Annotated in this window: 11 protein-coding genes; 8 read left to right on the plus strand and 3 right to left on the minus strand. The window is 65.1% G+C overall.

From position 1 onward, the window contains the following. The first annotated feature begins 167 nt into the window (after window positions 1-167). From CP556_RS16315 to CP556_RS16340, 6 genes are all read left to right on the plus strand, one after another. Window positions 168-1397 (plus strand): nucleotide exchange factor GrpE, encoded by a 1230-nt coding sequence (locus tag CP556_RS16315; protein ID WP_098726576.1) that lies wholly within the window; start codon window positions 168-170, stop codon window positions 1395-1397. A 222-nt stretch (window positions 1398-1619) separates the two neighbouring features. Next, window positions 1620-3575: a molecular chaperone DnaK gene (gene dnaK, locus CP556_RS16320; protein WP_098726577.1), complete on the plus strand. Its 1956-nt coding sequence runs from the start codon at window positions 1620-1622 to the stop codon at window positions 3573-3575. 470 nt (window positions 3576-4045) lie between these two features. Continuing rightward, entirely contained in the window at window positions 4046-5221 is a 1176-nt protein-coding gene (gene dnaJ / locus CP556_RS16325) for a molecular chaperone DnaJ (RefSeq protein ID WP_098726578.1), read from the plus strand. 79 nt (window positions 5222-5300) lie between these two features. After that, complete coding sequence (locus CP556_RS16330; protein ID WP_098726579.1) at window positions 5301-6428, plus strand: sugar-transfer associated ATP-grasp domain-containing protein; 1128 nt, start codon at window positions 5301-5303, stop codon at window positions 6426-6428. Between the two features lie 186 nt (window positions 6429-6614). Then, window positions 6615-7208 (plus strand): DJ-1/PfpI family protein, encoded by a 594-nt coding sequence (locus tag CP556_RS16335; protein WP_098726580.1) that lies wholly within the window; start codon window positions 6615-6617, stop codon window positions 7206-7208. 170 nt (window positions 7209-7378) lie between these two features. Then, window positions 7379-8128 (plus strand): hypothetical protein, encoded by a 750-nt coding sequence (locus tag CP556_RS16340; RefSeq protein WP_098726581.1) that lies wholly within the window; start codon window positions 7379-7381, stop codon window positions 8126-8128. A gap of 24 nt (window positions 8129-8152) precedes the next feature. On the opposite strand, the gene CP556_RS16345 is transcribed toward CP556_RS16340, so the two are convergent. Beyond that, complete coding sequence (locus tag CP556_RS16345; protein ID WP_098726582.1) at window positions 8153-9733, minus strand: FAD-dependent oxidoreductase; 1581 nt, start codon at window positions 9731-9733, stop codon at window positions 8153-8155. Window positions 9734-9805: 72 nt separating this feature from the next. Then, window positions 9806-11014, minus strand: coding sequence for an MFS transporter (locus tag CP556_RS16350; RefSeq protein ID WP_098726583.1), 1209 nt, complete (start codon window positions 11012-11014; stop codon window positions 9806-9808). 284 nt (window positions 11015-11298) lie between these two features. Here CP556_RS16350 and CP556_RS16355 point away from each other — a divergent pair, with 284 nt between their 5' ends. Further along, window positions 11299-11577, plus strand: a complete 279-nt coding sequence (locus tag CP556_RS16355) for a MoaD/ThiS family protein (RefSeq protein WP_098727441.1) — start codon at window positions 11299-11301, stop codon at window positions 11575-11577. Window positions 11578-11614: 37 nt separating this feature from the next. Here the strand turns inward: CP556_RS16355 and CP556_RS16360 are convergent, their stop codons facing one another. Beyond that, a complete protein-coding gene (locus tag CP556_RS16360; protein ID WP_098726584.1) occupies window positions 11615-13282 on the minus strand; it encodes an aldehyde ferredoxin oxidoreductase C-terminal domain-containing protein in 1668 nt (555 codons plus the stop codon). 122 nt (window positions 13283-13404) lie between these two features. Here CP556_RS16360 and CP556_RS16365 point away from each other — a divergent pair, with 122 nt between their 5' ends. After that, entirely contained in the window at window positions 13405-14061 is a 657-nt protein-coding gene (locus tag CP556_RS16365; RefSeq protein ID WP_098726585.1) for an HAD family hydrolase, read from the plus strand. Window positions 14062-14152: the final 91 nt, after the last annotated feature.

The following is a 14152-nucleotide window of genomic DNA, read 5'->3' on the forward strand; positions in this document are numbered from 1 at the left end:
CATATCGGTCCTCGGTGGTCAAGCGGGATAATTGCTTCAGGTGATACCGGTAGCAGGTCGTTTTGGTTCGGTCGGCCCCTCGGAATCCGCAGCGGCAGATACAAACGGCATCCGATGCGAGCCGCCGTACCTCAACCCTTTTATTACCGCTGTTCGTTGACTGCCACATGAGCGAAGACGAGGGCACGAACGCGTCAGCCCAGGGTGTCCCGTCCGAGGAGGAATCCGACGACGGCGAGACGGCCGACGTCGATCCCGAGACGTCGAGGGACGAGGACTCGGAGCAGGAATCCGAATCGACCGAATCGGAATCGGCAGAAGCAGCCACGGAGACTGACCCGAGCGCGGACGCGGCCGAAGAGACAACAGCAGTGGAGACGGAAACGACCGCGGACGATGTCGGCGAAGACGGGGATGCACCCGAAACGAGCGAAGACGTTCAGCGCATGCTCGATCGGGTCACCGAGTACGACGACGAACTCGCCCACAAGGTCAACTCGATCGTCGAGGAGGCCCGCGACCTCAACGGGACCGTCAAACACCAGCGCGAGGAACTCGAGGATCTTTCCGAGCGCATCGAGTCCCAGGCCGAGACCATCGGCGAACTCCAGACCGAACTCGACGAGTACGAGACAGCCCTGAACGAGCGCGACGAGAAAATTGCGGAGTACGAAGAGGAGATAGAGGACCTGAAGAGCCGTCTCAAGCGCAAACAGGCGGACTTTCAGAACTACAAGAAACGCGCCAAGAAGCGCCAACAGCAGATCAAGGACCGCGCCGCCGAGGACCTCGTCGAACGTCTCATCGGCGTTCGGGACAACCTCAAACGCGCGCTCGAGGAGGAGAGCGGCGACGTCGAAACGCTCCGGGACGGCGTCGATATGACGCTTCGCGAGTTCGATCGCATCCTCGAGGACGAGAACGTTTCGGAGATCGATCCCGACCCGGGTACCGAGGCCGACCCACAGCGCCACGAGGTCATGATGCAGGTCGACAGCGACCAGCCCGAGGGGGCCATCGCCGACGTCTACACGCCCGGCTACGAGATGGGGGAGAAGGTCATCCAGAACGCTCAGGTGACCGTCTCGAACGGCGAATTCGCGGACGCTGATCCAGACGACGGCGATGGCGACGACGAGAGCGAGGAGGAGGGGGCAGCCGACGAATCGGACGACGGAGGCGACGCCACCGGCGAACCCGACGCTGCTGATGGGGCGACCGGCGACTCCGACGCAGATGCCGACACGACCGCGGACGACGAAGCGGCCGAGGCCGACGAGTCCTCGGCGAACGACGCCGGCGGCGACGACGAAGCGATCGAACTCGGCGGCGAAGTCGCCGAGGACGACCGCGAGGACACTTCCGCGGACGCCGCGGCAGACGAACCGAACGAATAAGGCGAGCGGACGGAGCCGCTCGAGTCGTCGGCGAATCGCGTCTCAGTCCGCCGGTGATTCGCGACTCGAGCCGACGCGGATCGTGTGGCCGAATGTGACGCTCGTTTTTACTGGGACCCAACTGTCTCGAGCGAGGTTGAGAGCCGCGGTATCCGGATTTTATTCGGTTCCTCCGTCTGCCTAGTAACCTTTAAAACAAAGTGCGCACAATACCCGTCCACTATGGCGAGCAACAAGATTCTCGGAATCGACCTCGGGACGACGAACAGCGCGTTCGCGGTGATGGAAGGCGGCGATCCGGAGATTATCGTCAACGGCGAAGGTGAACGAACGACGCCCTCTGTCGTCGCCTTTACCGACGACGACGAACGGCTCGTCGGCAAACCCGCGAAGAATCAGGCGATTCAGAACCCCGAAAAGACGATCGCCTCGATCAAGCGCCACATCGGCGAGGACGACTATACCGTCGAGATCGAGGGCGAGGAGTATACGCCCGAAGAGATTTCGGCAATGATCCTCCAGAAGATCAAACGCGACGCTGAAGACTATCTGGGCGACGACGTAGAGAAAGCCGTCATCACGGTCCCCGCGTACTTCTCCGATCGACAGCGCCAGGCGACCAAAGACGCCGGCGAGATTGCCGGCTTCGAGGTCGAGCGCATCATCAACGAGCCGACGGCCGCGTCGATGGCCTACGGCCTCGATGACGACTCCGACCAGACCGTTCTCGTCTACGACCTTGGTGGCGGTACCTTCGACGTCTCTATTCTCGATCTCGGCGGCGGCGTCTACGAGGTCGTCGCGACCAACGGTGACAACGACCTCGGTGGCGACGACTGGGACGAGGCCATCATCGACTGGCTCGCCGACGAGTTCGAGGACGAACACGGCATCGACCTCCGCGACGACCGACAGGCCCTCCAGCGGCTCAAGGACGCCGCCGAGGAGGCCAAGATCGAACTCAGTAGTCGGAAGGAGACCGAGATCAACCTGCCCTTCATTACAGCGACCGACGACGGCCCGATCCACCTCGAGGAGTCCATGACTCGAGCCAAGTTCGAGTCGCTGACGCAGGACCTGATCGATCGCACCGTCGAGCCGACCGAGCAGGCGCTCGAGGACGCGGGCTACGATGCGGACGACATCGACGAAGTCCTCCTGGTCGGCGGCTCGACCCGGATGCCACAGGTCGCAGAGAAGGTCGAAGAGTTGACCGGTAAGGCGCCCCAGAAGAACGTCAACCCCGATGAGGCCGTCGCGCTGGGCGCGGCGATCCAGGGCGGCGTGCTCGGCGGCGAGGTCGACGACATCGTCCTGCTTGACGTGACGCCGCTCTCGCTCGGTATCGAGGTCAAGGGCGGCCTCTTCGAGCGACTCATCGAGAAGAACACGACGATTCCGACCGAGGAGTCGAAGATCTTCACCACTGCGGCGGACAACCAGACGACGGTGCAGGTCCGGGTCTTCCAGGGCGAGCGCGAACTGGCCGCCGAAAACGAGATGCTCGGCGAGTTCCACCTGACCGGCATCCCGCCGGCCCCCGCGGGGACCCCGCAGATCGAAGTCACGTTCTCGATCGACGAGAACGGCATCGTCAACGTGAGCGCGGAGGACAAGGGCAGCGGCACCACCGAGGAGATCACCATCGAGGGCGGTGCGGGACTCTCCGACTCCGAGATCGAGAAGATGCAGCGCGAAGCCGAGAAACACGCCGAAGAGGACCAGCAGAAGCGCCAGCGCATCGAGGCCCGCAACAGTGCCGAGGCCACGATCCAGCGCGCCGAGACGCTGCTCGAGGAGAACGACGAGCAGGTCGACGACGACCTTCGCGCGGACATCGAGGACGCGATCGAAGGCCTCGAGGAGACGATCGACGACGACGATGCTGACGCCGACGACATCGAGACGGCGACCGAGACCCTGAGCGAGGAGCTTCAGGAGATCGGCAAGCAGATCTACCAGGAAGCCGGTGCCGCGGACGCCGGTGCGGCCGGCGGCGCAGCGGGTGCCGGAGCGGCAGGTGCTGGCGGTGCGGCTGGCGCAGGCCCCGGCGGCATGGGCGGCGGCCCGAACCCCGGTCCCGACGCGGGCGCTGCCGGTGACGAGGACGAGGAGTTCGTCGACGCCGACTTCGAGGACGTCGACTTCGACGAGGACGAGGCCGAAGACGACGAGTAACGAGTCTTCGTCACTCCGTCAGACCTAGTCTGACGACATCACTGAGGACTGAACGGACGAGTCGGTATCTGCCTGCGAATTTTCTACCGAACCGTAGACGACTGGGATGAATCGTGTGCGCTCGAGTCGTCAGTTCGGAAGACGAATGGTATGAGATGCATCTCCCTCGCGCCTCGAGAGTGAATAGGAAGTGAAACACCCCATTAATGACCCGTCCGTAGCTTTCGAGTTACTGCAGCGGTGAAGGCGCAAGCACTGCACCCGCGAGCGACCAACGGGAGCGAGCGGTCTTTTTAGCGTAGATTTTTGCGCCGAGAGGTTCCGAACGAAGTCGTTCGAAAGACGCAAAGCGTCTTTCGTGATGACGAGAGACCGAAGGTCTCTCGAACCATGAGGAATCCCGAGGCGCAAAAAGGTACGTCCGGAACGTTCGTTTCAAGTGTCTCAACCGACTATCGGGTGAACAACGAATGAGCGAGGACTTCTACGACGTTCTCGGCGTGAGCTCCGACGCGTCTACCGAGGATATCAAACAGGCGTATCGGTCGAAGGCCACCGAGTACCATCCGGACGTCAGCGACGACCCCGATGCCGAGGAGAAGTTCAAGAAGATCCAGAAGGCCAAACAGGTGCTGACCGACGAGGAGAAGCGCGAGGCCTACGATCAGATGGGGCACGACCGCTACGAGCAGGCCGAGAAACACGGCTTCGACGCCGGCGATGCGGGCGGTGCCGGCGGGATGGGCGGCGGCCCGTTCGGCGGAATGGGCGGTGGCGGCGGTGGCATGGGCGGCGGCGGCCTCGGCGACCTCTTCGAGCAGGTCTTCGGTGGCGGTGGCGGCGGCGGACGCGGCCGCCGTCGACCCCGAAAAGGTCGGGATCTGCGGACCGAACTCGAGATCGAACTCGAGGAGGCCTATGAGGGGGCACAAAAGCAATTCACCGTCGAGCGGCCCGAGGAGTGCGATGTCTGCGAGGGCGAGGGGCATCCGCCGGAGGCAGACGCAGAGACCTGTCCGCAGTGTCAGGGGCGGGGGCAGGTGACCCAGGTCCAGCAGACGCCGCTGGGCCGGGTTCAGCAGACGACGGCCTGTCCCCGCTGTGAGGGTGAGGGGACGCTGTACTCCGAGACGTGCGGGGAGTGTCGCGGCGAGGGCTACGTCCGAAACGAGGCGACGCTTACCGTCGAGGTCCCGGCCGGCATTCAGGAGGGCCAGACCCTTCGGATGGAAGGCGAAGGGGCACCGAGCCCGGAGGGGGGTCCCCACGGGGACCTGCTGATCGACGTCTCGATTCGCGAGCACGAGGAGTTCGACCGCGAGGGCGACGACCTCCAGTACCGGCTGCCGATCTCGTTCCCACAGGCCACCTTCGGCGACACCGTCGAAGTGCCGACGCTCGAGGGCGGTGCCGAATTCGAGATTCCGAAGGGGACCCAGAGCGGCGAGACCTTCCGCCTCGAGGGGAAGGGAATGCCCCGGCTTCGCGGTCGCGGACAGGGTGACCTCTTCGTGAAGGTGCAGGTCGTCACCCCCGAGAGCCTGAACGAGGAACAACGCGACGCGCTCGAGGAGTTCGCGGAGGCCGGCGGCGACGAAATCGAGGTGAAGGAGGGCTTCTTCGAGAAGATCAAACGGGCGTTCTAGCGAGCGGGACAGTTCGCCACAGCGGGCACGACCGTTATTTTACCGATAAATATGGGTCGCGGCCCGTCAGTCGCGGGTGATGGATATCGTTGGAACCTATCGGTCGGCAAATCGGTTGCGGAAGCTACTCCGGGCGGAGCGACGGTCCGGGTCGGCCTTCGATATTCCTCCCCGTCGCCGACTCCAGCTCTATCGACGCGGCTTTCTGAGCAAGTCCGGCGTTGTCTACGACTTCGAGTCGAACGACCCCGCCGATTATCTCACCGATTACCAGCGCTTGGTCAAAACGAAGCAGATCAACGGCCACTGGAACGCGTTGATCGACAACAAACTCGCCTTCCACCGGGTTCTCGGGGAGTTCCCGACTCACCGTCCGACCGTGTACGGGCTGCTCAACGACGGGCGCTTTCACACGTTCGATCCCGCCGAAGAGTCGGCGATAACCGACGGCGGCATCGAACTCGAGCGCTCGCCCGAACCGGCGACGACGCAGCCGACCGAAGAACCGATCGACTGGATCGACGACGCCCTCTCGGACGGAGACCGGCTCGTGTTGAAGTGGTTCAGCGGCGGCGGCGGGAACAACGTTCACTTCCTCGAGCGAGTGGACGGTGAGTACCGATTCGACGGCCAGCGGACGAGCGAGTCCGACCTCGTCGAGACGCTCGCGGGCCTCGAGGACTACCTTGTCTGCGAGTTCGTCCAACAGGCCGACTACGCGGACGAGCTGTTCCCCGACACGGCGAACACGCTTCGAGTTCTGACGATGTACGACGAGCGGGCGGGAGAGGCGTTCATCCCGATCGCGATTCACCGAATCGGAACACGGGACTCCGTCCCCGTGGACAACTTCTCGAACGGTGGATTGAGCGCAGAGATCGATCGCGAGACGGGCGTGCTCAGTACGGGTGCGGAGTATCCACACGATGGTGTCGTCGACTGGCACGAGAGTCATCCCGAGACCGGTGATCGTATCGAGGGAACAGCGATTCCCGGTTGGGAGGAAACTCGAGACCGCTTGCTCGAGATCGCGGAAACGCTCTCCCACATACCCTACGTCGGCTGGGATCTGATCGTCACCGACGAGGGTGGGTTCCAGGTCATCGAGGCCAACAGCTATCCGGGCGTCGCCTCGCTCCAGGTACACCGACCGCTGCTTGCTGATGATCGAACGCGGCGGTTTTACCGGGATCACAGCGTCGTCTGAGATGACTGACGGCGCTCGAGCAATTCTCCTCAGCGGACACCCATCACGAAATTTCCCTCGAGCAGACGCCTTCAAGCAGACATCCTGGAGCGGTTGCCGGAGCGGTTCGACCGCTGTTATGAGTGTCACGGTATCGTACAGTATAGATTATGGCTGTTGCGACCGAACGGTTAGACGGAGATACCCATGTCAGCACAACAGATACTGCTCCTCGCCGGTGACTTCGTCGAGGACTACGAGATCATGGTCCCGTTTCAGGCGCTCCAGATGGTCGGCCACGAGGTCCACGCCGTCTGTCCGGAGAAGGAAGCCGGGGACACCTGTCCGACGGCCATCCATGATTTCGAGGGCGACCAGACCTACACCGAGAAACCGGGCCACAACTTCGAACTGAATCACGACTTCGACGCCGTCGATCCCGCCGACTACGACGCGCTCGTCGTTCCGGGTGGCCGCGCACCCGAGTACCTCAGAACATACGACGAGGTACTCGAGATAACCCGTCACTTCTTCGAGGCGAACAAACCGGTCGCGGCGCTGTGTCACGGCGTCCAGATCCTCGCCGCGGCGGACGTGCTCGAGGGCCGCACCTGTACCGGCTATCCGGCGCTCGAAGCGGACGTTCGAATCGCCGGCGGCGAGTGGGAAGACGGCGTCACGCGCGACGGAAATCTCGTGACGGGCCAGGCGTGGCCGGACCACCCCGAGTGGCTCGCGCAGTTCCTCGAGTGTCTCGGGACGGACATCGACCACGCCGAGCCGGCGGCAGCGGACGACTGATACGGTCTGCTGTAACGATTTGCCGTCGCGACCGCAGGTCGGATCGCGGTCGCGCCGAAAATGACTTACAGCAGTCCGTATGAACTCACCCCGCCGTACGGCGGGCCGCGACGGCGACGCCGGCGACGCGAGTCGGCGTCCTTTTTCCGCCCCGGTTCCCACTCTCGAGTATGAACGCTGGGACGGTCGACGAGCTGTTCACCCGGGAGCTCCGCGACGACCGGATCGGGCTCGTCGACGCGACGAGTCGGGAGTACGACTACCACTGGCTGTGTACCTCCTCGTGGCAGGCCGGGAACTTCCTCCGCCACGCGGGCGTTCGCGAGGACGTCACCGTCGGCGTCGTCGGCGACGGCCCGCTCGCACTGCTCGCCTTCTTCGGGACGACGCTGCTCGAGGGCACCACCCGATTCGAGCCGCCGACCGACCTCGCGGACGCGGACGACTTTCGGGCCCTCGTTGCGCCCGTCTCGGCTCTCGAGGAGTACGACCTCCCGCGGGGCGCACAGCGCGTCGGCTACGGCTCGAACCCCGACGCGCCGGACGTTCACCACTTCGACGCCGGAATCTGGACCGAAAACCCGTCGTTTCCGCCGCTCACTATCGATCCCGAGACGGCGATCCTGAGCGACGGTGAGCGAACCGTGACGCACGGAGAACTGCTCGAGGCCGCACGCGCGGTGGTCGCGGAGAACGACCTCGAAGCGGACGATCGGGTCGTCGTTCGAGCACCGCTGTCTGATCCGCGAGCCGTCGCGGCCGGCGTGATCGCACCGTTGCTCGTCCGGGGCGTGATCGTGCTTCCGGACGACGAAGACGGGGCCGCGGTCGAACGGGGAACGTACGCCGTCTCGAGCGAGTCTGCAGAAACGGTTCCCGAAGCGAAGCGCATCGAGATCGATGCAGTTTCCCTCCGGTAACACCGCTCAATTTTCCAGTTTTGATTACAGCTCTCGGTACAACAAGCCCTCGACCGCAGGGCCCGACAGCACCTCGCCCTCGTGAGTGAACCGCGAGCCGTGACAGGGGCAGTCCCAGGTCTCCTCGGCGTCGTTCCACCGGACGAGACAGCCCATGTGCGGACAGGTCGCCGACACGGCGTGGGTCGTTCCGTCCGCCTCGCGGTAGAGGCCGACGGGCTGGCTCGCGCGCCGAACGACGCGGGCGTCGCCGGGCGGAATGTCGATCGCACCGTCGGCCCCGAGCGACGCGAGTAGCGATTTGATCCGATCGCCGACGAAACTGCCGCCGACTGTGGCGTTTTCCTCGAGGAAACTCTTGGCCGACGCTTTCGGCGTGAATCGCTGGGGATCGAAGACGTCGGCCCAGGGGTTCGATCCCTCGACGATCAGATCGGCGAGGATCATCCCCGCGGCGGTGCCGTTGGTCATCCCCCAGCCGCCGAACCCGGTGCCGACGTAGACGTGCTTCGACAGCGGATCGATCCGTCCGATGAAGGGAACGTCGTCCACCGGCGAGTAGTCCATCGTCGACCAGCGGTACTCGACTGATTCGACGTCGAAATGCTCGCGTGCGAACGCCTCACAACGCCGATACCGTTCTGAGGTCGGCGGGCCATCGATTCCGGACTTGTGGCTCTGCCCACCGACGAGGAGGAGTTCGCCGTCGTCGGAATCGCCGCCATCGGAACCGCCGCTGGCCGCCGCACTCGGCGAATACGTTCGCATCGTCGCCGGCGGCGAATCGGTGCTGTAGAACAGCCCCTCGAGGGGCGTCTCTGCAACCCGAACGGCGAGCAGATACGCGCGGTGGGGATGCATCCGCGCGAAGTAGCCGGCGCGGTCGAGGACGGGAAAGTGCGTCGCGACCACCACGTCGTCGGCGACGACCTCGCCGTGTTCGGTTTCGACGCGACACGGCGAGCCGGGATCGACCTCGAGCGCGCGCGTCTCCTCGAACACGTAGCTCCCGTCGCCGTGAACCCGCTCCGCGATCGCCAGCAGGTACTTCCGCGGGTGGAACTCGGCCTGCTCGTCGAAGCGGACCGCGCCGGCGGTGTCGAACGGCAGCGGCGTCCCGTCGACGAGGGAGGCGGGGAGACCGACTTGCTGCGCGGCCGAGACCTCGTCTCGGATCGTCTCCCGGTCGTCCGGCGATGCAGCGTACGTGTACGCTTCCGTCCGGCGGAAGTCGCAGTCGATGGTCTCGTCTTCGACGCGTCGCTGCACTTCGTCGATCGCCGCCTCGTTCGCGTCGGCGTACTGCCGCGCCTTCCGCTCGCCGAACTGGGAAACGAGCGTATCGTAGCTCAGTCCGTGTTGGGAGGTGAGTTTGGCCGTCGTGTGACCGGTCGTGCTCTCGACGATCCGATCGGCCTCGAGCACCGCGACGGATCGTCCCGCTTCCTTCAGTTCGATCGCCGCGGTCAGCCCGGTGATGCCGCCGCCGATGACTGCCACGTCGACATCGAGGCCGTCCTCGAGAGGGCCGTACTCGGTCGTTGGCGTCGTGGCCAGCCACAGCGATTGCTCGCGCGGTGACTCGGGTGGGTTGTCGGTCGTCATTGGAATCTGCCAGTCGTGCTATCCACGCTCGGAGAAAAAGGGCCGGGGGTGACAGTGTTCGCTCGAGTTCCCTCAGAACGACGATCCGGTGAACCGGTGTGTCCCGAGCGCAGCGGCTGCGATGCCGGCGACGGTAGCGGCGGCGACGAATACGCCGCCGATGCCCGCGATCGGGACGATCGCTCCGAACAGGACCGGCGAGAGGAACTGTCCCGTGTAACCGAATGAGGCGATGTAGGAGCTGAACTGTCCCTGTCGATCCGGCGGTGCGAACGCTTCGACCCACGCGAACGTCGACGGGAAGACCAGCCCGATGCCGAGGCCGAACAGTAGCACCGGTAGCGCCGCACCGACGGCGGTTCCGACCGCCGTTGCGATCCCGAACCCAGCGGTCCAGAGGACGAACGCCGCGAACACGAGCGTCGACCGGCCGGTGTAGCGCAGCAGCCGATCGTATGCGATCGCCGAGATACCGCCCGCAGCGCCGTTCGCCGCCAGATAGAGGCTGATATCGAAGGACGAAGTCACCCCAATCCCGGCGAGAAACTGCGGATAAAAGACCACGATCACGTACAGGAGCGCGTTCGCACCGAAGTACAGCAGGTACACGAGCGGAAGCGTCGGCCGATCGCGAAACACGGCGAGAGCCACAACGACACCGCCGGGGCCCTCGTCGGTTCTCTCGCGTCCGTCCGCGGTCGCGTCGTCGGCCTCGCTCGAGGAACGCGTTTCGGGGATCGTCGCCGCGGCGAGGATACCCAGGGGTAGCGCGACGAGATAGACCCCGAACGGGGCGTTCCACGCGAGGGCACCGGCAGCGCCGCCGATCAGCGGCCACACTGCGGCTCCGGCGCTGTTCGCGCTGCTCCGATACCCCAGCGCGCGCTCCATCGCCTGCCCCTCGTAGAGCTCGTATATGAGCACGGTAACCGACGTGTAAACCGCGGCGGTACCGAGCCCGAGGACGACTCGAGAGGCCAGCAGCGGGTAAAACGAGTCGACGACGAGTCCCGCGCCGCCGCCGAGGGCGTAGACGAGCAGGCCGCCGACGAAGGGGCGACGTGGGCCGATCCGGTCGACGAGCGCTCCCACGAGCGGACTCGCCAGGACGATCACCCCGCCGTGGGTGGTGATGATCAGGCCGGCCGCGGAGCCGGAGACGCCGAGTTCGCGCTGGATCTGCGGAACGATCGGTCCGAGGATCGCGCCCGCCATGACGGTCAGCGTCGCCGCTGCGACCAGTACCCAGAGCGACCGTCGAAGCTGCGTCGCGGCTGCCACTGGGTTCGCTTCGGGCGACGCTCCTCAACAGGATTACGGTCGCGGCGGATCGGTCCGTCTTCGCACGGTCCTCGCTTGAGGTCGCATCCGGTCCGAGACCGCGGTGGCGATATGTGCGGCGGCGCTGGACATCCGCAGTAAGGAGAAGGGCGAACGCCTCTACGGTTTCGACGTTCCTGACGACATCGCGTGACCGAACCGGTAGCGATCGAGGGCCGTTCGGGACCCCTCGAGACTCGCGACGAACCCTCGTGTACAAGGGCTCTCCCATCGAACGGCACACCGTGCAACTCGAGTGCGTCTTCTTCGGCCCCTTCCGCGACGCGGTCGGCGAGAAGACAGTTTTTCACGAGACCGACGCCGAAACGGTCGGCGAACTCCTGGTCGAACTCGAGGCCGCGTACCCGCTCGAGGGCGAACTCGTGGCCGACGACGGCGAGGGGCTGGCTGGAGACACGGTCGTCACCAGGGACACGAAGAACGTCGTCCACATCGACGGCCTCGAGACGGAACTGACGGACGACTCCGTGATTCGGCTGGTTCCGTCAGTGTACGGCGGCTGACCGCGCGGTTTCGGTTGACGTGTGCTTTCTCCCGCTCTCAGTCCGCCGACGGCGCGACCGTCTCGAGCGCAGCGTCCGGAACGAGTCCGTCGTCCGTCCAGCCCCGCGCCGCGTAGTACTCGTCGATTGCCCCCTCGAGGTCGGGAATCTCGTACGGCAACCCGTCGTCGGCGCGGTCGAAGCCGCGCTGATTGTTGAAGTGACGCTCGAGGCGAACGGTTCGGGCACCGATTTCCATGAGCTCCTCGTAGTCGGCGTCGAACAGCGTCTCGAGTCGGTCGTCGGTGACGTAGTCGCTGCCGAACGCACAGACGATTCCCGTATCACGGAACGCCGCCGCGTTTTCCTCCTGGACGAGCCGCTCGGCCTTCCCGAGGGTGCCCTCCGGATCGAGTTCGCCGCTGTACTCGAGGGTTAACATGCCGGCGTACATGTGGTCTGCGCCCCGATTCGCGAGGGCATAAGAGAGCCCCTGCCCGTGGAGGACGCGCCCGTCGTGGGCGGCGAACTCCATTCCCTTGACGGTGTAGTTGTCGACGCCGAGTTCGTCGTGACAGCGATCGACTCCCGCGGCGAGGAGATCGCCGATCCCCTCGCGGTACGCGATCCGCTCGGTGACCTCCCGCGCGAGTTCCGCGTTTCCGAACTCGTCTTCGCTCGCGAGGTAGGCCGCGACGGTAACGCCGGCGGAGATCGTGTCCATCCCGAGGGAGTCACACAGCTCGTTCGCCCGCATCACGTCGACGATGTCGCCGACGCCCTGGCTCGAGCCGAACGCGTAGACGGTTTCGAACTCCGGCCCTTCGGTTTCGACGCCCGTCTCCTCGTCCCGCGTCGGCAGCTTGCAGGCGTAGGCGCAGGCCGAGCACGCGCCCTTCTTGTACTTCTTTTCCTCGACGGCGTTGCCGCCGATCCGATCCGCGTGCTCGAACTCGTACTCGCTGAAGTACCGGGTGGGAAGCGCGAAATTGTCGTTGATGAACTCGGTGCTGCCCGTCGTCCCCTGTCGCCGCATCAGGTCGTCCGACTGGGCCGCCTCCCGGTGGACGTCCATCTCGGGCGGATCGGGAATCTCGACGGTCGGCGCGGCGTCGCCCTCGAAGGTGACGCACTTGACGTTCTTCGATCCCAGGACCGCACCCAGTCCGCCGCGACCGAACGCTCGCGAGTCGAACGTCATCACCGAGGCGAACCGAACCCGATTCTCGCCGGCCGGCCCGATCGCGATGCAGTTGTCCGGACCGAGGTCGTGGCGTTCGGTCATGTACTCGGAGGTTTCTGGCACCGTCGCCCCCTCGAGCTCCGGGACCGCTTCGAACTCGACGCCCTGATCCGTCACGTGAACGGCCAGTAGCTCGTCGCTCTGTCCGACGACCTCGAGGACGCTGATTCCCGTACCGACGAAGTTCCGCGAGAGGTAGCCCCCCGCGTTGGTCGAGACCAACCCGTCGGTCAACGGCGAGAGCCCGGTCATGTTCATTCGACCGGTAAAGGACATACCGGACTGCTGGAGGGGTCCCGTGGCGAGATACGCGCGATTCTCGGGCCCGAACGGATCCGCATCGAACGGGATTCGTTCGTGGGCCAACGCGGTCGCGACTGCCCGTCCACCGACGTTCGTCTCGAGAACGTCGTCGATGGCCGTTTCGGATGCCGCTCGCTCACCGACATCGACGGTGAGCAGCGGCCCTTCTGCGTGGAGCATGCGACTGAATAGCACCCGGGGGCTCTTAGCTCTGGGTCCCCGTTTGACGGCAACCAGCGAACTGGCAGTGCGAGCCGACCCGATCAACAAGCGTATGATCCTCGAGAAAATACGCCCGCTACATGGTGTACGATGCGGTCCTGTTCGATTTCGACGGGGTCGTGGTGGAGACCCCCTCGTCACAGCGGCTGTCCGACGCTCTCGGTCGAGCGTACGAGACACTCGAGTGTCCCGGGCCGGCGACCGAGACCGTCCGGGCGATCGTGGCTGGCGACTTCGAATCGATCGCCCGGCGGTGTCACAGCCTCGGTATCGAAACGGAGACGTTCTGTGCGCGGGCCGCACGGGAGATGGTCCGCACCCAGCGCGAAGCGGTCGAACGCGGGCTGCGATCGGTCTACGACGATATCACTGCGGTTCGGTCGCTCGAGCAATCTCTCGGGATCGTTAGCGACAACCACCCGACCGTCATCTCGACGCTGCTCGAGCGGTTCGGGCTCCGACCTGCCTTCGAGACCGTCTACGGCTGTCCGCTGACGCCCGACGGGCTCTCCCGCCGCAAGCCCGACCCGACGAACATCGAGGCCGCGATCGCGGATCTCGAGGCAGAATCGGCACTCTACGTCGGAGACAGGGCGGTCGACGTTCGGGCGGCCGATAACGCGGGCCTCGAGTCGGCGCTGCTCTCGCGCTCCGAGGACGACGACCTGACCGAGATGGACGCCGAGCCGACTTACCACCTCTCGTCGCTCTCCCAGCTCCCGGCGATTCTCCGATAGACGCCGACGCAGCTCGGAACCCGAACCGTCGATTATCGCCTCGTGAGCGATCGATACCCGTCCCGAGGCGTCGAGACGAGACGGATGGCAG

The organism is Natrinema sp. CBA1119 (genome assembly GCF_002572525.1).
GTDB lineage: Archaea > Halobacteriota > Halobacteria > Halobacteriales > Natrialbaceae > Natrinema.